The sequence below is a fragment of the Fusicatenibacter saccharivorans genome (assembly GCF_027667425.1).
In the GTDB taxonomy this organism is placed as follows: Bacteria; Bacillota; Clostridia; order Lachnospirales; family Lachnospiraceae; genus Fusicatenibacter; species Fusicatenibacter saccharivorans.
In genome coordinates, this window is record NZ_JAQEGR010000013.1 from 1 (window position 1) to 21,177 (window position 21,177).

Here is a 21,177-nt window from a genome sequence, read left to right on the forward strand (position 1 = left end):
CGTAATTCATGAGTAATGTAGCAATATTTTGCGCTTACCATTAATCGCAAATGGAGCACTTTGAATAAAAAAACGTTAAAAATTTTTCATCCTTTGTGCATTATATTTTTAAGTTTAATAGCGTATAATATCACACTTGATGAGAAAGATTATCAGCGAAAAATATTGAAGATATCAAATTTTGATATTTTTTTTGATATAAACTAAGACCTCGCAGGGTTTAGATTAGAGGGATAACGATGCAACTGAAAAATTCGACAGATTACGCAATTAGAATTGTATGTTACTTAGCGGCACAGGAACGGATGGTATCTACATCAGAATTGTCACGGAAGCTAAATGTTTCTGCTAATTATGTTCCTAAAATAGCAAAAAAACTGAAAGATGCAAAAATAGTCAATGCCTGTGAAGGTATAAATGGTGGCTATATGCTGGCAAAACAACCGGAGAACATTTCTTTAATGGATATTATATCGTGTGTAGAGGAAACAATGGCAATTAATCGTTGTTTGGAAGAAGATCGTTTTTGTCCCAGAAATTTAGAAGATACCTGCAAGATACATAAAATATTGTTGAGTTTGCAGAATACATACAATAATAAATTAGAGAGCGTAAAGGTTTCAGACGTTATCCGTCCTGGAGAAGATGAATATTTTGGACGATTTTATGTTGTATTAAAACTGAACTTGAAAGAAAAAAGCTACGAGTGTGTATATTCACATATCCGTGAAGTGTATGAGAAAGTAAGGAAAACAAAAAGTTATGAAGAGTTCATAAATCAATATATAGAAAGATATGTGTATACTTCTGATAAAAAAATGGTTCATGACTTCTTATCAAGTGAAGGATTAGAAGAAAGACTAGTTGATGGATGTATGGAAAAAGATCTTCCGTATCGCAGAATTACTGGAAAAGATAAGAATGCATATGTTTGGATGGAAGCAAAAAAATATATAGATGCAAATGAGAATACTGCAATTATTACCTTACATAATGAGAAGATTGTCCAGAACACAGTTATAAGGATGGAACAGGAACTCGTAAAGAAAGAACAGGATATGGCAAAGCAGTATTGGGATATGGTATCACTTTTAACTACTGTATTGAATCATAATCAGTTAGTTGAATCAGGGTATCAAGACGATATCAGCTTCTATACGAAACAGGTATATCTTCAATTGCAGAAGAATTATCCGGAATATGGAATTACGGATGAAGAAATTGCTTCAGTAGCCCATTTGGCACCGATTCATGATATTGGAAAGATAAAAGTACCAATTGAAATTTTGAATAAAAATGGAAAGTTGACAGATGAAGAAATGAATGTAGTAAAACAACATCCATTAGTAGGTGCAGCGATGACCCAGAGATTCCCAGAGGGGATAACAACGGAAAAGCTGAACAAATATAGCTATGAAATATGCAGACACCACCATGAAAGATATGATGGATCAGGATATCCAGACGGTTTAAAAGGGAATGCGATTCCGATGTGCGCACAGGTCGTTGGGATTGTTGATGCTTACGATGCATTGATCAATGATCGTCCATACAAAAGAAAATATGAACCAGAAGAGGCGATACGGATGATTTCAAATGGTGAATGCGGAGCGTTTTCTAAAAAACTGATCCAGTGCTTGACGGCGGCAGCAAAGCAGCCAGAGTGGTTAAAAGTAACAAAAAGTCAAGCATGACAGAAGATTTGAGGCGATTTTATGAACAAGAAATTGAGTGTTTTAAGACGAATTACAGCAGTTGTTCTGTGTGTTACATTATTATCTTCGCAAGTCGTAGTTGCGAATGCTGAAGATTCAGAAAGAATGAATGTGCAGACCAATAGTGAAATTACAGATATATCGGAACAGGATGGTTTCAGCAGTGATACATCTGAAATATCTGATATCACGGAAAGTGATATTCCTGATTCTTTTGAAGGAGAATCAGAGCCAAATACAGATATTAGTTCTGAAGTAACAGAGGAATTTGGTAATTCTGAAGATCAAGGATTTACAGATGGAGAAGAAACAATTATCGAGGATGAAAACACCTCAGATACTTTGGAAGAAGCAAATCCAGATTATGAAGATGGAAAAATATGTATCTACAATTACCAGCAACTTCTGCAAATCGGTACAGGAACACAGATGTTTTCCGGAGACAAAGATGGAAATGTTGGTGAAGGGGATAAGGTTCTTGCAGATGGTGCAGAACTTACCTATGCATCAGACGCTTCCTATTGTTTGATGAATGATATTCCAATAGATAATGAAAATGTCTGGAACTTCCCATCAGATTTTACAGGTAGCATCACTTCATCATCAGAGCGCACGGGCAACACAGTATATGATTCAGTGACTGATACGATTTATGTGTATAACCGATACCAGCTTGAATTGATGAAAGGGGAATCTTCAGACAGCGAACCTGTAATGAGCGAGGATTATATTGCTGAAAAAGTTGGAATGGGACAGGTTTTTACACTGGAAGATGGTTCCTATCTTACTTACAGCAAAACACATAATTATGTGCTTGCTTCTTCATTTACAACAGAAACACCGGAGCTTCTTGCAAATAAGGCTGGGACAGAGGAGACAACTAAGGATATTACTAGCGCTTATCCATCTGATTATGAAGGAAGAAATTATTTCGGTCAGGTGGTAAAAAAGATCGGTGATAAAAATTATATTCTGATTGGAAATGAAACACAGCTCCGGGCAATCGGAACAGATGCGGATGTGACAGAACCAATCTGGCGAGTATATGAAACAAGAGAGAAAAATGAGGGAATACTGGGGGGATATACAGACTGGAAACCGGCAGCGGATACATCAGAATACAAAACGGAACTGTATTATCCGGGTGATGCGGATATTGTAAAGTTTAATGATACATATAATTGGTCCGGAAAGGAATTGTATGCTAATAAAAACGGTGCTCATAAGCTGAACGATACAGAATATTTGGATAATCAATCTTGGGATATAGCTGGTACAAAAGCTACACAGTGTTATGTGTATGTAAGTAGTACGATTCAGGAGTCAGCCGATATGACAGTAACTGCAACAGAAAGTACTGCCAGTGATTCCGAAGCGGCATCCGTTGAAGCAGATGAAACTGTAAATGACAGTGATTTGATTGATATGATTCCGTCAGATAGCGAGGAAGCAGCTGAGACAGGAAGTGATGATGCAGAAGCTTTTACAAGCAGTGGGGATGAAAGTGGTTTTACTGATGATATAGATTCGGAAAGTATAACAGTTGATGAGAATAAAACTTATGTACTTACTTATGATACGTCAAAACATAGCAATACCAATATTGCAGGATCTGGATATAAATACAGTAAGGATGCGAATTATATTATCTTTCGTGATATTGATCTTTCCAAAGAAGGGACTAATTCTAATGGGAAAGATGATAACTGGACTCCTATAAAGAACTTCCAGGGAAATATGGAAGGCCGCAAGGGAATGACAGAAGGTGCTAATGTCAAAATCAGTAATGTAAAGATGGTACAGGACACAGCAATTAATCAGAGTGCTTATTCAAATGGAAGTAGCTCGGACACGGAATATGGTGTTGGATTTTTCAGAAGTTTATCGACCCCATATGACAGTTCATTACAGATTTCATCAAAACAGGTTGTCGTAAAAAATCTTACCTTATCAGGAGTTTCTGTATCAACGACAACGAATTCTATTAAAAAAGATTTTAGTTTGCTTGGTGTAGTGTTGACCAGAGTTTTAAAAATCCTGGGATTATCAAGTGGGTTGGAAAAGGATCCAAAATCTTTTTCAACAGGAGCTTTTGCCGGTGTTGTAAAAGGAAACGTACAAATATCAGACTGTCATGTAGAAGGATTATCAGGAGTGTCTAATGCAAACAGCTGGACAGGTGGTTTTGTCGGGTACATTTCAGGTATTACAAAATATGAAGCCCTTTCAGGAGTGCTTAAAGGAGTAACGGACGCACTTAGTACTTTATTAAACTTGATTCCAGTATTAGGTCTTGGGGATCTGATTACAACGCTTTTGAATGGAGGCGTTCTAAGTGTTGGAAACCTGATTCCAATTGGCTATGTGAATCCGGTGTTCAGCAATTGTTCAGTATCTGGCAATGATACGATATCTGGGCAGAATTATACAGGTGGATTTGCTGGTGAAACAATAGGTGCTGTAATGACTGGATGTTCAGTTAATGGTACTGAGAGTGTTAATGGTACAGATTACTCAGGAGGATTTATTGGTCGTGCTTCCAATGCAGTTGTTGCAGGTGCACTGGATCATCTGGGAATCCAAATAGCTGATTTCCCGGTCAATACAGTAATGCTTGGATGTAGCATTAATGGCAGTGCAAATGTATCTGCGACAGGAAGCTCTGGTAAGGAAAGTGGTTATGCAGGTGGATTTATAGGAGAAATGCGTAACAGTTATGCCGTGAACTGCAGTATTTCTTCTCTTGGTACAGTGTCCGGAAAAGATTATACCGGAGGATTTGCCGGCTTAGCAACCCTTGGTGCTGTTACATCTATTGATGAAAATAAAGGTCTTCTTGATCTTGTGAAAAAACTTCTTACAGGTTTGTTGAACGGTAATATTACGGATATGGATATTTTGAACCTGGTGGGACTTCGCCCTTCTGTTATAAGCGGATGTACCATTGACGGAAGTACGATATCCTTAGATGCCAGTGGCAAATATGCCGGCGGACTTGTAGGATATGCCGGAGCTGTTCAGGTTTCTAATACTTCAGAACTTGCAGATGGTTCAAAATCAACTACAAAAGCTTTGAATCGTATGCTTGCAAAAAACAGTATTTCTTACAGTTTTAATGAGCATTCTAATAGTATTACTGCATCAGAAAGCATGTCTGTTTCAGCAACAGAGAATGCTGGAGGAATCTTAGGTTACGCTAAAATGACCAGTGTCAGTGATGTCCTTGGCGGAACAGTTACAGCAGCAGACTACATGCGTTTTGAATGTAAAGATTGTTCCGTAAACGGAGGCTCTTTGGGACTTACAGTTACTGCGTCAAATCAGGAGAATGGTCGTGCCGGAGGTGCTATCGGTTATGGAACAGGTGGAGAAGTAAGGAAAACATCCGTCACAAATCTGAATTCTGTAACGGCTGGAAAGTGTGCAGGAGGATTTGCCGGATATTTCGGAAGTGGTACTCTTGCTAATGTTGGTGGTATTAAACTTCTTGGATTACCGCTTTTGAAAATTGACAGCCTTCTTTCTGTAGGGCAGATGATTGAGACGTTTACAGTTGACAGCACTGTTTCAGGTGTTTCGTCAGGATATAGTGTGTCTACTGGCAATGAGAAAGGTTATAGTGGTGGCTTTATTGGAGAATGCATTAGTGGACGAGCAAGGGACACTAAGATCAGCAACCTGAAAACTGTTACTGCATCTGCAACATCAGGAAAAGCCGGAGGCTTTGCAGGTTTTGCTAAAGCCGGAGATGCATTAAGTGCTGGAGATTCCACTACATCAAAACTGACAGGAATTGAATTAGAGAATCTGCTTGGAGTTGTCAGTGCCCTGAGACCGGAGTTCAATAATACTTCTATTGCCTATGTTTCGAATGGTTCTGACCCTCAGGTATCCGCTGATATGGCGGGCGGCTTTGTGGGAGACGGACAGGCAGTAGATATCAACTATGGAAACAACAATTCCGGATTCAAAGCAGACACGAATAGTGAGGATGGAACAACCGAAGGTGAGGCTGGTGCGATTGCAACAACAAATATTACCGGACTCTCTTATATAAAGGGAACCAGCTATGCCGGTGGTTTTGCAGGAAGGCTGATGCCTGGTGATGTGGCACAGACAGGTTCTATTAAGTTACTGGGCCTCTTAAATGTAAATCAGCTTCTCAGTGTTATGGATGTGGCTTATCCGAGAATTTCCGACTCTTCTATTGAGGGAGACAGCTTAGTTGTAACAGCATCCGGAAAAAATGATGATGTGGCTCTTGGAGATGCCGGGGGTTATATCGGTAATGGAAAAGCAGTCATGGTTAAGAATTCTGATGTGACCAATGTAAAAGAAGTCACAGCACCATATCATGCCGGTGGCTATATCGGAATTATGCGCTCCGGAAGTGCAGCGGAGGCAGGAGATGCCACAGGAGATTTTTTGAATAGTGTCCTTGGTAAGATCCTGAGTCTGAAAGAGCTGGCAAGTGTCCTTCAGGCGGCATCCAGCAAAATTACGAATTGCAAAGTTGCTGGTACCGCAGATGGTTTGACAGTTACGGCTGACAGCGGATTTGAAAACGCAGAAGGCTATGCAGGTGGCTTCGTTGGAGAGATGCAGAGCGGTCATGTAGATAATTCAGCAAATGCTGTTGATTCCGGAAAAGGAACGGCAGTAGAAAATCTTCTGAAAGTAGAAGGCCTTCGTTATGCCGGAGGGTTCGGAGGTCTTGTAAAAGCTGGAGCAGTTGCAGAGATTGGAGCTAAATCATCAATTCTTACAAAACTGGTTGATCTGACAGGATTACTATCCCTGGTCAATGCTTTTGTTCCGGTGATCAGTAATGCCAGTGTTAATTCTGTAGAAAAAGGGTTTACTGTTACCGTTACAGGTACTCTTGAAAAAGACAGCACCAACGATGCGGATGCCGGAAGTGCCGGAGGCTTTATCGGATGCGGAACTGGTGTACAGATCAGCAATTCCGATGTAAATAAATTGCAGCATACAGGTGTCAGTGAGCCAAAGAATCTGCAGCAGGAAGATGGTAGCAGTTATTACGGAAGCGACAGTGCATATGCGGTAAATGGTTATCGTTATGCCGGCGGCTATATTGGGAAAGCTGCTATGGGAAGTACGGCGGCTATCGGAGGTGCAAGCGTTCTGGATAAGGTACTTTCTGCCTCAAATCTGTTATCAGCGTTGACCGTAGTTGCATCTATCATAGACAGCTCAGATGTTTACGGAGCAACAGGCGGATTTAATGTTCTTGCAACAGATGGAGATGGTGATACCGGAAAAGCCGGTGGATATGCAGGAGAACTTCTTGGAGTTCAGATTCAGAATAGTAATTCTTATAATTTTGCACATATCATAGGGCGTGAAAGTGCCGGTGGATATGTTGGAACCATGGAGCCGGGGAGTGCGGCAGATGTGGTAGATGGATTAAGTGCTCTTGGAGGACTGATCAAGGCAGATAATCTTTTTGGCGTTTTACAGGCATTTGTTCCTGTGATCAAAAACAGTGAAACAACCTGTGTACCTTGTGGAGGTGCTGTGAGGGCTCAGGCTGAAAGTGATGACAGCATTTACCGTGGACTTGCAGGAGGATATGCAGGTTACAACTATGGCGGTCAGATCTGGGGAAACAATACGGATAACTGGAAAGGCTCTACATATGCAGGAACCGTAAGAGAATGTGCGGCCTATCGTATCCGTTCCGTATATGGAACGGAATATGCCGGAGGTTATACAGGACTGATGCGGTGTGCGAATGTTGCAGATACAGGAAGTCTGAAGGTTTTATTTGGTCTTATCAAACTAGATAATCCGCTGACGCTTCTTCAGGCGGTGTATCCGACAGAAAAGAATACAGCTGTTTATGGACCGCTTCGTGGACTGGATACGGATACCTGGAACAAATGGGTTGGTGCTGTCGGTTCTTATGGAAGTTACGGTAATAAATTACAGGCACTTGGTGAAGTCAATGATCAAGAACAGTTAAATGAGATCATTTCTCAGTATGCATATGGATACGCAGTCACAGCAGGAAGGAGCATTCTGGCAAGTAAAGCAACACAGGGCGGTTCTGCCGGAGGCTATGTAGGCCGTATGGAAGGCGGTACCGTGACAAATGGAACTGCAACAGATCTTCAGTCAGTGGAAGCCTTCAGAAGCAGCGGTGGATTTGCGGGTGAGATGCTTACCGGTTCTGTGGCAAACACAGGTGACGTTTCACTGGCAGGTCTTAAGATTATCGGTGCAGACGGTCTGGCGGCATTAAAAACCTTTGTGCCGGTTGTAAAACAGTCCCATGTGGACGGATATCGTTCCGGAGCAAGGATCAAAGCAACCGGTATTGCAGACAAAGACCTGGCAGGATTTGCCGGAGGCTATGTGGGAAGAATGATCGGCGGTCAGATCTGGGGAGATGAAAATACCTCTTGCAGTATCACAAATTTAAGGCGTGTAGATGGAACTTCCTATGTAGGCGGTTTTGCTGGAAAAGTAGATCCAGGTAGTGTGGCAGCTATTGATACAGCTACAAAGCAGGGACTTTTGAATAAGCTTCTGGATGTTCTTATGGTAAATGCTCCGGCAGAACTGATTAAGGTTCTGAATGCTACTGTTTCTACCATCCGCTGTGCATCTGTGTCAGCCTGGGATGACTGGGGCGTGATCGTAAACGGAACCTATCAAAATGGAAGCAATACCGGGTACGCAAAAGCAGCAGGAGGATTTGCAGGAAGTCTCTGCGGAGCGGTCCTCGGCGAGAAGGATACGCCGGGAAGCGGAATCCGTGCAGACAAGATTCGTTCCGTAGTAGCCGGTGAATATGCCGGTGGATGCTTCGGTATTGCGGATGTTTCCGGTGCCGCAAACATTAGTGCAGGTAATGAGACCTCGGTATTACAGTATCTTTTAAAACTTGGAAAAACCGATGTGTTGGATGCGTTCCGAAGTTATGTATATTACGGAAATGTCACAGGAAGTCCAGATGCAGGGCTTGGCGTCAGTGCTAACACAGCGACAAAATCAGGCCAGAATAATGAAGTAACATATAGCGGAACGGCTGGAGGATTTGGCGGTTCCCTGTTAAATGGCTCTGTCAAAAACAGCAGCGTAATGGGATTAAATTATGTAACTGGACTAAACAGCGTCGGCGGTTTTGTAGGATACTCCGGAAAAAGCGGAGTTGTAAAAATGGAGAAGCTGGATGTGCTGGGAGATAATGCAGGACAGCTCCTGGGCGGTGCCCTCGGCGTTCTGGATATTTTCGGTTCCCACATTGATGACAGCAGTGTGACAGGCATACCTGGAGGTTATACTGTTCAGAGTAAAGGCGGAGATGAGCAGATTGCGGGAGGATTTATCGGCTACGCAAATCTTGCCAGAATGTCAGGCTGTAATGCAGGAGATGCTCAAAATCAGGAAAACAGCCTGAAACTGGTAGAATCCGGTGGAACAGCTGGTGGCTTCGCAGGAAGAACAAGCTTTGCCTATCTAGCGGATGTAAAACTGGATTCCACAGTGGTGGATGCGTTGCTCGTAGTTCTGAATCAGCTTGTACAGGCGTTATATCTGGATAAGATCCAGGATTCCAACCTTTTGCATATCAATCTTGGAATTGTGAAGGTTGATGCACTGTATGAGGGAAATCTTCTCCATGTGAATCTGCTGGGACTGGATATTTCTGTCGGGCTGTCTAAAAAGTCGACAGAAAATAATCAACAGACAGATCTTGCAATCATCAAGATCGGAGATTCATCCATCAAGCTTCCTTGTGATAAAGATGGAATCATAACAAAAGATAATGATGTAAAGTCTAATATCAGTATCAATCTGATCAAGGCAAACAGGACAAAGATCACGGACAGCAGTGTGTATGGAATTAGTACAGGATATGATGTCTATGCAGGCGGAGCAGGAAATGATGCGGATGGTTCTGCAAATGATGGACGAAGCGGAGGTTTTGTTGGATACAACGATGAAGGACTGCTGAAGAATAACAATATGTATTACTGCGATGTGGTCCGTGGAACATCTAAGCTGGTGGGACCATTCAGCGGAAAAAGTGATCTGGACTCTGCATATGACTTTAATACAAAAGCAGGTGTAGAAGGCGAGAATAACAATTATCGTATCTACCGAAAACCGGCGATTAGTTTTGATGAGATCAAAAAGAATTCTAAACTTCTGACAGATACGTTCAGTCAGGAAAATGGATGGAGTATCTTCTCGATAAAACATGTCGTGCAGGTAGATGAGTATAACACCTTGCAGAATGCAGTTATGGCAACAAAAGATTCTTCTGAAACAGCAGATCTGAATGCATATATATCAGATGCAAAAGCTGTTCTGATGTCAGATGCCAAAACGACAGTCAATACAGGTGACAGCACATCACCGGAACCGTCTGATACGCAGGATCCATGTGATGAGAATGTAAACCTGACGATAAACAAAGTCTGGAAAGATTTCCGAAATATGGACAATCTCAGACCAGACTCTATTACGGTCACAATTTCCAGAAGCTGGACGGATGCGGAAGGAACAAAACAAACAGAAGTTGTGCCGGGATATGAAAACTATGAAATAAAAGGTGATATTTCAAAATCTACATGGCAGAAAGTGATTGAAACTCTTCCAGCCTACATAAAAGATGATGCTGACAAAACGCATTATTATGAATATTCTGTTACGGAAACGGAAATAAACGGATATACAACTACAATAAAAAGCTCTGATGATGGATTTACCTTCACGATTATCAACCGACATTTTGCACTTCTTCCGGACACTGGCGGAAAAGGCATCATGATGTTCATCGTAGCAGGTGGTTTGTTGTTAGCGTTCCTGCTTTATACCGGACGCAGAAGGAAACGGAAACAGACGATGTAGGAAAGGGGGAGTAGAGTCATGAGAGAGATATGGCTGCGTGGGGAACTTCCACCGTAAAAGCTGAAGGAATCCCAAGCGAACCAATAAAAAATCAAAAGAAAGTGAGAAGAGGAACATGAAGAAATTAGTATCAAGATTTATGGCAGTTCTGATGGCAATGACCATGATACTGTCCATGAGCATGACTGCATTTGCAGCAGATGCAGCAGATGCTCCAAAAGGAACCCTGACAGTCAACAATACAGTGGAAGGAAAGACTCTGGATCTGTATCAGATTTTTACAGCAACAAAAAGTGGCGAGAATGTAGCATATACACTGAACAGTGCATATGAAGGATTTTTTAAGAATAATACTAGAATTCCAGGATCTGAAAGTTTAACAGGCGAAGCTTTAAGTGAAGCGGCATATAACTATGTTAAAGAACAGGTCGGAGCAAATGGAGAGGCTGCTACAGCGAAAACATTTGCTAAAGATGTGCTTGGATGGATTTTAGATTCAAAGAACCATATTACAGCAACAAAAACAGTTAATACGACAGCAACTTCTACAGTAGTTTCTGATTTAGCATATGGATACTATTTAGTTTATCCAAAAGGAGCAACAGATACCTCCACAGCACCAGGAAATCAGACTTATACATCTGCAGCATCTTTAGTTAGCATTACAGCTGATACAGCTACAATTAACATGAAGAGCAATTACCCGACAGTAGACAAGAAAATCATTCCGGCACAGAGTGGAAGCGGAATTACAGTTGGTGCTATTGTAGATGCTTCATGGGATGGCAGCCATCAGATGGAATTGGACGATGAGAATAATCCTGAAGATACCATCGCACCACACAGCGAATCAGATGAAAAGAAAGCTGGAGATTTTGGAATTGGCGATACTGTCACTTATCAGCTGACTTCTAAAGTGCCGGACATGACAGGATATAATTCTTATACTTTTAAATTTAGCGATACTTTGTCCAAAGGACTGGACTTAAAAGAAGTACTATCTGTAAAAGTTGGAAATACAACACTTACTGCTAAGAAATCAGGAACTAATACATACGCACTTGCATATGACCAGGCTAAACGTACTTTAACAGTTACCTTAAATGATTTCTATAATTCCTATAAGAATCATACAGGCGAGACAATCACAGTTGTTTACACTGCAACCTTAAACAAAGATGCTGTAATCGGTATGAATCCAAATACCAACAAGGCGGTCGTTGAATACAGTAATGACCCGACAACAGGTGGAACAGGTACATCTGAGCCAAGCATCGTAGATGTACATACTTTTGATTTTACAATTTATAAATATTATTTAAAAGACCAGAATAATAAAGAAGATAAGACTGCACTTGCAAAGGCAGAATTTGAGCTTTACAAGGGAAACACAGAAGGTACTGCAGCAGATGAACAGGCGAAGGTTAATATTGTAGACGAAGGAGAAGGTGTATACCGTCAGGCAACAGCCGATGAAGCTAAAGCAACAGGCTTTACTTCTGCAAAAATTGTATCCGATGCTGACGGAAAAGTACTTGTAAAAGGTCTTGATGCTGGAACTTATTACTTAAGAGAGACAAAAGCACCAGAAGGATACAATAAGCTTCTCAGCGATATCAAGGTTGAGATTAAAGCAAACTATGATCCAAAAACCGGAAAACTGACAAGCTATTCAGTTGATTACACATACAATGGAACTACAACAACAGGTAAAGAAATTAAAGATACAAAAACTTCTCCAGAAGTAGCTGTAGAAAACAAAACAGGTGCACAGCTTCCATCTACTGGTAGCAAGGGTGCCCTCATGGTAACACTGGCTGGTATCGTTCTTTTCGGTGTATTAACAGCAAGCAAAGCTTTTGGCAAAAAGAAAGCAAAAAACTAAGACATTCTGAAGTTTAAGAATGGATAAAAAGACAGTTCATCTTCCCGGTATTGTACCGGGAGGATGTCTGCTTTTTCTGAAATGTCCAGTGTGGACTGGATATTTCAGAAGAAACAGACGAAAAGGTGAAAGGTATTATGAAGAAAGTAGTAAAAATACTAAGAGGAATCGGATATCTGATGGCATTTTCTTTAATCCTGTATCCGGTAGTGAGTAATTACATTAATCAGATGAACAGCACAACCATTGCTACAGATTATGAACAGGAAGTTTCGCATTTGTCGGAAGAACAGGAAAATGCAATGATCAAGCAGGCACAGGACTACAACGAAAGCCTGATCGGAATTGGTTCCATAGCAGATCCATTTTCAGAAAGCAATGAAAACCAGACAGAAGATGATGAGTATAACAAACTTTTGAAAATTGATGATACTGGAATGATGGGATATATTGATATCCCAAAGCTTGATGTTGTTCTTCCGGTTTATCATGGAACATCCGAAAAAGTACTGCAGTCAGGTGTAGGACATCTGAAAAACACCTCGCTTCCGGTAGGCGGTGAGAGCTGTCATGCGGTATTATCCGGACACCGTGGACTTGCAAATGCCAAGATATTCACCGACCTGAACAAGATGGAGGTTGGAGATGTATTTTATATTAAAGTTCTTCATCATACCTTTGCCTATCAGGTGGATCAGATTCTGACAGTATTGCCATCAGATACAGATGCTTTACAAATTGAAAAAGGCAAGGATTATGTAACGCTGGTCACATGCACTCCTTATGCAGTTAATACACACAGACTGCTTGTACGTGGCACCAGAATTCCGTATGAAGAGGCACAGAAGATAGATGAGGAAGTTGGTCTTCATCATACAATTCCATTCAATTTGATTCTATTGATTGGGGGAATTGTTGCTTTGATCATCATATGGGTGAGCATTAAATCTCATAAACGCAGGAAGGAGAAAAAACATGAGCAGAATAATTAAACATAAGCGAATATATATGTGTATGGCCAGTGTGATGTGTATGCTTTTACTCCTCATTCCGTTACCTGTGTCTGCGAATGATCAGGGAAGTATATTATTAAAAGCAACTGTTGAAGATGAGACCACGGTATATAAGCTAAGTAATATTGAATTTACGATGTATCAGGTTGGAACATATAAAAATAATTCATGGGCATTAGTGAGTGAGTTTGCAAAGTCTGGAGTCATATTTGATTTTGAGGATTCTTCTGCTCAGGCAGAAGCTGCAAAAAAACTGGGAAAATATGTACAGGATAACGGCATCCAAGGAATATCAGGGAAGACCAATTCCGATGGAGAAGTTATGTACAGAGATCTGGAAAAAGGTGTGTATCTTTTTGTGCAGACACAAAAAACACAAATTGGAAATCAAGTATATCAAAGCGAACCTTTTATCATAACAGTTCCAGGTAATTATGATGGTCAGATAATTTGGAATGTAACGGCAGAGCCTAAATTTAAAAATGAATCGATACCACCAATTACCACGAATACGCCACCAGTTTCAGAAGAACCATCAGGTGATAATAGCAGTCATACTCCAAATGTAAAAACGGGAGACGATACGAATGTAATTATGTGGCTTTCCTTAATGGGAATATCCTTAATCATATTTAGTATATGCAAAAGAAAATCCCATAAATAATATGAGAAGATCGGGAAATCCCGGTCTTTTCGTTTCGTTATATAACTGTCATAATCCAAAAACAAATACCTCCGGAGGTGCACCGTATGGCGTCACCTGGGAGAAAATGGGTTTTAAACCATGGGAAGATTTGAAAGAAAATGAGTGAGTTGCCAGTGCAATCTTATTTATCTCTTGTGACAGAAATAGGTTCCCGTTTTGCTGGAAGTAAGTCTGAACTGATCTCAGGAGAATTAAGCAGTGCTGTGAAATTCTGTCTGATGATATCCAGTGTCTTCTGCTTTTTCTGTAATTCCTGCTTTTCACGGACAGTAGCAGCCTGTTCAGATTCAAGATTTTCTATCCGCTTCTGGATTTTATTAGAGCTTGGGATTTTGGTAACACCGAGATCCTGAAGCTCTTTTTTTAGTGAATCGTGGAGTTGGTATTCTGCTTGATGTTTGGTCCGGTATGCGTTTGGATTTTTAGCAGATTTGCAATCTTCAATCACTTTACGGCAGAGCCGGTAAGAATCACAATGTTTTTGAATGACTTTCTGCGTGTTCAGTTCATTGTTGATTTGTGTTATTCTCTGTTCAGCCGCTTTAACAGAAGCATCAACATCAGAAACATGCTGTTGAAAATCTTCATAATTCAGCAGATTATTTTCAGAAAGATAGTTGAAGGTGCGGGTTGCCTCTTTTAGATTATTTAGTTTTGCCCAACGTTCAAATCCTTCTCGATTGCCGGTTGTAACATAAGTGGAAATATTGATATACAGGCGAGCACCTCTGGACAGATGCTTTGGAGTTTTCACTTTGCTACGATTTTTTGCCAGACGGATGCGGATATTTTCTTCGCTATAATAACTTCCGAGAGATTTCATGTAAGTGAAGTCCTTCTGCTCCGGTGCACGGAAGGACAGGTGTTTTCCTTGGCGGACTTCATATCCGGCTAACTGCATTTTTTGTAGAAATTCCTCATAGTTGATGGAAGTCCAGATTGCCTTATCAACTGCAACACGTAGCTTGACTTTCCAACTGGTGCCATGATGATATTCCATGTTCTCTTTATAGCTTTTTCCTTTTTCTCCGGTTGGCATACTGGTGGCAAGTCCATTTTCTTGGCAGATGCGATTACTGATCCGGCAGATTTTATGGTAGCTCCGCTTATTGGAAATGATCATTAACGCCCATTGTCACTGTAACCTGTTGGATGAATCTTATATTCAGGTCGCAGTTTATGATGAAAGACTGGAGGTGACTTCTCCGGGTGGATTATATAACGGATTAACTTATGAGGAAGTCATGAATGGTCATTCGAAGATCCGGAATAAAGGCATTACCAATATATTCAGTCAGATGGGACTTGTAGAAGCATGGGGAAGCGGAATAAAAAGAATCCTTAATGCTGCAGAAGAGTATGGACTTTCGAAGCCGAGATTTTAGGAATTCGATAAGACGCGTCCATCGAATTTACGCAAGTAATTGAGATGGACAAAATAGTGGTTGTATTAAATGAAAAAATATAGTATAATACAAACATGAATACAACATATAAATTAAACAACAATGTCGTCTATTCGTGCAAATACCATGTAGTATGGTGTCCTAAATATAGACGAAAAGTATTAACCAATGGTGTAGATACCAGGTTGAAGGAACTGCTCACAGAGTATGCTGCAAATCTTTCTGTAGAGATTCTGGAAATGGAAATCATGCCGGATCATGTTCATATGCTGCTGGAAGTAGACCCTCAGTTTGGTATTCACAAAGCCGTAAAATCTTTCAAAGGCTATACTTCCAGAATTTTAAGACAGGAATTTCCATATCTTAAAACTAAGATGCCGACGCTTTGGACAAATAGCTATTTTGTATCTACCGTTGGCGGTGCCCCGCTGGAAGCAGTAAAACAGTATATCGAAAACCAGAAAACATCGCAGAGACAAAAGGATAAGATGGGCTAATGCAAAAAGGGATCAAATTCAGGATCTACCCGAACAGAGAACAGAAAAACTTCATCCACCAGACGCTGGGATGCTGCAGGTTCATCTATAACCGGGGACTTGCCATGCGTAAGGAAGGCTATGAAAAAGGGAAAAAAATCGGCTATGGCCAGACTTCTGCCATGCTGACGGAACTGAAAAAGCAGGAAGAGTTTGCTTTTCTGAAAGAAGTCGATTCCATCGCATTACAGCAGTCATTGCGGGATCTTGACCGGGGATTTGTAAACTTTTTTCAAAAAAGGGCGTCCCATCCAACTTTCAAAAGCAAACATAACCATTTTCAGTCGTACAGAACGGTAAATCAAAAAGACAACATTCGTATCGTGGGAAGATATATCAAACTTCCGAAGCTTGGATATGTGAAAGTGCGTCAGTCAATGGAAGTGGGAAACATTCGTCACGTAACCATTGAGCATACGCCATCCGGAAAATATTTTGCGGTTCTGAACGTTGAATTTGAACCGGAACCGCGACCTAATCAGGGTGGAACGATTGGGATTGATGTTGGAATCAAAACGTTCTATTCTGACAGCAACGGAAATACAGTAGCGAATCCCAAATATCTGGAACGCTCGATGCGAAAACTTGTAAGGGAACAGCGCAGACTTTCCCGAAGAGAGAAAGGATCCCATAACCGGGATAAGCAGCGAATTCGAGTTGCCAAAGTACATGAAAAAGTAACGAATCAAAGAAATGATTTCCTGCAGAAACAGTCAACGATGCTGGTGTGTGAAAACCAAACCATCTGCATCGAAGACCTGCATGTAAAGGGAATGATCCGGAACCATAAACTGGCAAAGTCGATAGCCAGTGTTTCGTGGGCAAAGTTTTTCGAAATGCTGGAATATAAAGCTGTGTGGTATGGAAATGAAATCCGCAAAGTACCAACGATGTATCCGAGCAGCCAGACCTGCAGTGCCTGTGGCTATCGGAATCCGCTGGTGAAAAATCTGCGCATTCGTATCTGGGAGTGCCCCGGCTGTCATGCAGTTCATGACCGGGATACGAATGCAGGCATCAATATCTTGAAAAAAGGACTGCAGCTGCAGTCGGCATAAAGATAAGAAAACTGTACCGCAGGGCATGCGGGAACAGTATAAATATAGCCTGTGGACACCGTGTAAGACATTGCAGTACCGTAAGGTATTTGCCAATGCAATGGTGGAAGAAACAGGAATCCCCCTGCTTTAGCTGTGGGGAGTGTCAAAAAGTTACTTTCAGAAGATCATCAATTATCAGCAGTTAAGTTAGCTGAAAAAATTGGGGTTGCCAGTCGAAATATTGAGAACAATATTAAGAAGTTAAAAGAGTATGGTATTCTTATAAGACATGGATCTCCAAAGAATGGTTACTGGGAGATTGTAGATAAAGATCTACAGGAGTGAGAAGTAAATTAGTCCAAGATAGCTCAAGATTAGTCCAAGAGAATATATATATAAATAACAAAAATAGATTGACATTTTGTAGTAATCAGTAGTAAACTGTACTTGTGGAAGGGAAGTGATATGTTTGGCTAGAAAAACACCAAAAGATGGCAAAGAAGAAAACATACGAGTACGGGTGACTCCAGAACAAAAACAGAGACTTGTTGAGTATGCAGAAAGACACTATCAGAGCATGAGTGGTGTTGTATGTCAGGCATTGGATCTCCTGTACGCAAGAGAAGAACAACAAAATAATAAAGAGTAAAATGGAGTTATTTTGGAGTTTATTTCTTCATAAGCGGTGCGAAAAACACAAAATCAGAACGCATGTTCGAAACATAAACTTCTAATAACAGCCTTTGCGTGTCATGAAACGCAGTCCGCAAAGGAGTTCGAGTAACGGACTAAAATGCCGAAAGCCTGTATTTATGCGGGTTTTCGGCATTTGTTTTATCGAATGGCTCTAGTTTGGCTCTATTTGTGGGGAGAGTAATAGCAAGATTAAGGAGTAAAAGAATGTAATTACTCTGTTAGTAAATTGACACAAGTTGGCTGTAGAGTATAATTATAGTAAAAGTACAGCAGAAGCTGTCGCAAAGATATTTATAAAAATGTTGTGGAGGTATTGAACATTAATGAATGTAAAATTAAAATCTGCAAGCAAGCAAGCGACTGTAGCCTGGAGGGTGGGAGAAAGATGAAGAAGTGCAAATTAGTACAGAATATAAGAAATTTCAAATTTTGTTATTTTATATTTTGCATAATGATATGTTTGGTTGTTTTTCCTGTTTCCACATCTGCCCAAGAAAATTCTGATCATGTTATTCGGGTAGGATCTTTTGAGGAAACTTATAATGTAGTCAATGAAAAGGGAGAAAGAAGCGGCTATGGTTATGAGTATCTTCAAGATATTGCAGGTTATGCAGGATGGACATATAAATACATAACAAGTGATTGGAAAAACTGCTTTACACAGTTGGAAAATGGAGAAATTGATATTCTTGGTGGCATTTCCTATACAGACGAACGTGCTGAAAATATGCTTTTTTCCGATATGCCTATGGGGGAAGAGAAATATTACATCTATACGGATGCATCCAATATGGATCTTACAGCAGGAAATTTGGATTCTTTTGAGGGAAAAAATATTGGTGTGCTTAAAGATAATATAACGGAGGATGTGCTTAACGAATGGGAGTTAAAGTATGGTCTGCATACGCAGCATGTCAATGTTTCTAATACCGCAGAAGTTATGGACAAACTGTCGAAACACGAAATTGACTGCTTTGTTTCGGTAGAAGAATCCCGTTGGGAAGAATCGGATATTTCACCGATTACAAGTATTGGAGAGACAGAAATCTATTTCGCTATAAATCCAGAACGTCCGGATATCAAAGAAGCACTGGATAGTGCTATGCGCAGAATCAAGGATGACAATCCATTTTACATTGATGATCTCTACAGGCGTTATCTTTCTGCACAGAGCAGCTCGTTTCTTTCAAAAGAAGAAAGGGAGTGGATCGGGCAGCATGGAGCAATCAGGATAGGGTATCTGAATCAGGATGGAGGTATCAGTAGTGTAGATCCATCAACAGGCAAATTGACAGGTGTTATCACAGATTATGTGGATCTTGCAGAAAATTGTCTGCAAGGTCAGACTCTGGAATTTGAATTAAAGGGGTATGATACAAGAAGTGAACTGCTTCAGGCATTGCAGGATGGAAAAATAGACCTGATTTTTCATACAAACCAGAATCCATACTTTGCAGAAACAAAAGGAGTTGCTTTGTCGGATACGCTATTGACTCTCAATATGGCAGCAATTACGGCAAAGGATTCTTTTGATGAAAATAAAGAGAATACAGTTGCCGTTGAAAAAGATAATTTTTCATTGAAGGCATATCTTTCATACAATTATCCAAAATGGGAGATTATAGAATATGGGACATCAGATGCAGCAGTAAAAGCGATGCAGAAAGGGGAGGCAGATTGCATTGTAAGCAGTTCAGGTACTGTTTCTGACTATTTGAAAAATAATAAGCTTCATAGTGTTTTCCTGACAAAAGAAGCCGATGTTCCATTTGCTGTTCGGCAGGGAGAACCGGTTCTTTTGTCCATTCTGAATAAAACACTGACATCTATGCCTACAACTCAATTTTCAGGTGCAGTAGTTTCGTATAATGCTTCCTCACGAAAAGTTACAGCGAGGGATTTTATTCAGGACAATTTACTGACAGTATCACTTATCGCTGGAATTTCTTTTTTCGTTGTTCTGTGTATAATTCTTGATTCTTTGAAAAAATCAAAACGTGCGGAAGAAAAATCCAAGAAGTCTGCTGAGCAGGCATTGAAGCTGAATCAGGAGCTTGAAGAAAAACAGCAGGAATTACAAAATGCACTTGTAGAAGCACAGAGTGCCAATAAGGCTAAGACTTCCTTTTTAAATAACATGTCTCATGACATCAGGACACCGATCAATGGCATTATGGGCATGCTTACAATTCTTGAAAAAAGCGGAAATGATGGTGAGCGGACAAAAGATTGCCTGAATAAAATAAATGAGTCTTCGAAACTGCTATTATCATTGGTAAATGATGTTTTGGATATGGCAAAGTTAGAATCGAATACCGTGGTTTTTAGTGATGAATCCATCAATCTGGATCAGGTATGTAAAGAAATCACGGAGTCGCTATACTTTCAGGCAGAAGAAAAAGGACTTCATGTTATAGGAGAACATGATGATTACAGTGGTATATATGTTTGGAGCAATGCAGTTCATCTGAAAAAAATATTGATGAATCTGTTTACAAACAGTATGAAGTACAATAAGGTGAATGGTTTTATTTACATGAGTATGAGAACGATTGAAAGATCAGAAGATCACATGACATGTGAATTTAAAATAAAAGATAATGGAATTGGAATGTCAGAAGAATTTATAAAAAATGAATTGTTTACTCCATTTGTACAGGCAGATAATTCCCCACGTTCTGATTATAATGGGACAGGTCTGGGAATGCCTATTGTGAAACAACTTGTAGAAAAGATGGGCGGAACCATAACCGTTGAAAGCAAGCTTGGTGAAGGAAGCTGTTTTACTGTAATACTTCCATTTAAAATTGATACGAATGCACGGTCAGAAGAAAAAGAAGATTTTGATGCAGATATATCAGATATCAGGATATTGCTGGTTGAAGATAATGAGCTGAATGCGGAAATAGCAGAATTCATGCTGACGGAAAATGGTGCTAAAGTAGAAACAGTGAACAATGGGTTAGAAGCTGTTCAGCACTTTGAAGCTTCCGCACCGGGAACGTATGATGTTATTTTGATGGATGTTATGATGCCGGTGATGGATGGTCTTACAGCTGCAAGAACAATAAGAGCTCTGGAGCGGCAAGATGCAAAAACTATCCCTATCATTGCTATGACTGCAAACGCATTCAGGGAAGATGCCGAAAGGTGTATGGAAGCAGGAATGAACGCACATCTTGCAAAGCCGTTGGATGATGAAAAAATTAAGCAGACCATAAGCGAAGAGTTGAGAAAGCAAAATGCCTGTCATGAATGATTATGAGGCAACCGCAGCAATCAGGAGCCTTCTAGGTG

General features: G+C 40.4%; 12 protein-coding genes. 11 read left to right on the forward strand and 1 reads right to left on the reverse strand.

Translation table 11 applies throughout. The annotated features are described in order from the left end of the window. Nucleotides 1-239: 239 nt before the first annotated feature. The 5 genes from PGS38_RS12550 (at nucleotide 240) to PGS38_RS12570 (ending at nucleotide 14,160) form a co-directional block, all read left to right on the forward strand. Entirely contained in the window at nucleotides 240-1,694 is a 1,455-nt protein-coding gene (locus PGS38_RS12550; RefSeq protein ID WP_118601325.1) for an Rrf2 family transcriptional regulator, read from the forward strand. 21 nt (nucleotides 1,695-1,715) lie between these two features. Beyond that, a complete protein-coding gene (locus PGS38_RS12555; RefSeq protein ID WP_118640994.1) occupies nucleotides 1,716-10,598 on the forward strand; it encodes a Cna B-type domain-containing protein in 8,883 nt (2,960 codons plus the stop codon). A gap of 115 nt (nucleotides 10,599-10,713) precedes the next feature. Then, entirely contained in the window at nucleotides 10,714-12,483 is a 1,770-nt protein-coding gene (locus PGS38_RS12560) for a SpaH/EbpB family LPXTG-anchored major pilin (protein WP_118640998.1), read from the forward strand. A gap of 137 nt (nucleotides 12,484-12,620) precedes the next feature. Next, the gene (locus tag PGS38_RS12565) at nucleotides 12,621-13,475 is read left to right on the forward strand and encodes a class C sortase (protein WP_118601328.1); all 855 of its coding nucleotides are present in this window, start codon (nucleotides 12,621-12,623) and stop codon (nucleotides 13,473-13,475) included. Beyond that, nucleotides 13,459-14,160: a pilin N-terminal domain-containing protein gene (locus PGS38_RS12570; protein ID WP_118601329.1), complete on the forward strand. Its 702-nt coding sequence runs from the start codon at nucleotides 13,459-13,461 to the stop codon at nucleotides 14,158-14,160. Before PGS38_RS12565 ends, PGS38_RS12570 begins: the two co-directional genes overlap by 17 nt. Before the next feature lie 163 nt (nucleotides 14,161-14,323). Here the strand turns inward: PGS38_RS12570 and PGS38_RS12575 are convergent, their stop codons facing one another. Then, complete coding sequence (locus PGS38_RS12575; RefSeq protein WP_243104930.1) at nucleotides 14,324-15,325, reverse strand: relaxase family protein; 1,002 nt, start codon at nucleotides 15,323-15,325, stop codon at nucleotides 14,324-14,326. On the opposite strand from PGS38_RS12575, the gene PGS38_RS12580 reads away from it, so the two are divergent. The 6 genes from PGS38_RS12580 (at nucleotide 15,318) to PGS38_RS12605 (ending at nucleotide 21,139) form a co-directional block, all read left to right on the forward strand. After that, nucleotides 15,318-15,587, forward strand: a complete 270-nt coding sequence (locus PGS38_RS12580; RefSeq protein ID WP_242856692.1) for an ATP-binding protein — start codon at nucleotides 15,318-15,320, stop codon at nucleotides 15,585-15,587. The genes PGS38_RS12575 and PGS38_RS12580 overlap by 8 nt on opposite strands. A gap of 95 nt (nucleotides 15,588-15,682) precedes the next feature. Next, complete coding sequence (tnpA, locus tag PGS38_RS12585; protein ID WP_055227164.1) at nucleotides 15,683-16,105, forward strand: IS200/IS605 family transposase; 423 nt, start codon at nucleotides 15,683-15,685, stop codon at nucleotides 16,103-16,105. Beyond that, complete coding sequence (gene tnpB, locus PGS38_RS12590) at nucleotides 16,105-17,202, forward strand: IS200/IS605 family element RNA-guided endonuclease TnpB (RefSeq protein ID WP_055221357.1); 1,098 nt, start codon at nucleotides 16,105-16,107, stop codon at nucleotides 17,200-17,202. The genes tnpA and tnpB overlap by 1 nt, the downstream gene beginning before the upstream one ends. A 135-nt stretch (nucleotides 17,203-17,337) precedes the next feature. Further along, complete coding sequence (locus PGS38_RS17700) at nucleotides 17,338-17,529, forward strand: HTH domain-containing protein (RefSeq protein WP_238033612.1); 192 nt, start codon at nucleotides 17,338-17,340, stop codon at nucleotides 17,527-17,529. A gap of 124 nt (nucleotides 17,530-17,653) precedes the next feature. Further along, on the forward strand, nucleotides 17,654-17,833 hold the full coding sequence (locus PGS38_RS12600) for a hypothetical protein (RefSeq protein ID WP_028086473.1): 180 nt from the start codon (nucleotides 17,654-17,656) through the stop codon (nucleotides 17,831-17,833). A 432-nt stretch (nucleotides 17,834-18,265) separates the two neighbouring features. Beyond that, nucleotides 18,266-21,139, forward strand: a complete 2,874-nt coding sequence (locus PGS38_RS12605; protein ID WP_118640990.1) for a response regulator — start codon at nucleotides 18,266-18,268, stop codon at nucleotides 21,137-21,139. The last annotated feature ends 38 nt before the right edge of the window (nucleotides 21,140-21,177 follow it).

Coding starts and splice junctions, on each gene's coding strand:
- PGS38_RS12580 (WP_242856692.1), top strand. CDS start 15,318: ATGATCATTAACGCCCATTGTCACTGTAACCTGTTGGATGAATCTTAT.
- PGS38_RS12570 (WP_118601329.1), top strand. CDS start 13,459: ATGAGCAGAATAATTAAACATAAGCGAATATATATGTGTATGGCCAGT.
- PGS38_RS12605 (WP_118640990.1), top strand. CDS start 18,266: ATGAAGAAGTGCAAATTAGTACAGAATATAAGAAATTTCAAATTTTGT.
- PGS38_RS12565 (WP_118601328.1), top strand. CDS start 12,621: ATGAAGAAAGTAGTAAAAATACTAAGAGGAATCGGATATCTGATGGCA.
- tnpA (WP_055227164.1), top strand. CDS start 15,683: ATGAATACAACATATAAATTAAACAACAATGTCGTCTATTCGTGCAAA.
- tnpB (WP_055221357.1), top strand. CDS start 16,105: ATGCAAAAAGGGATCAAATTCAGGATCTACCCGAACAGAGAACAGAAA.
- PGS38_RS12560 (WP_118640998.1), top strand. CDS start 10,714: ATGAAGAAATTAGTATCAAGATTTATGGCAGTTCTGATGGCAATGACC.
- PGS38_RS12575 (WP_243104930.1), bottom strand. CDS start 15,325: ATGATCATTTCCAATAAGCGGAGCTACCATAAAATCTGCCGGATCAGT.
- PGS38_RS12550 (WP_118601325.1), top strand. CDS start 240: ATGCAACTGAAAAATTCGACAGATTACGCAATTAGAATTGTATGTTAC.
- PGS38_RS12555 (WP_118640994.1), top strand. CDS start 1,716: ATGAACAAGAAATTGAGTGTTTTAAGACGAATTACAGCAGTTGTTCTG.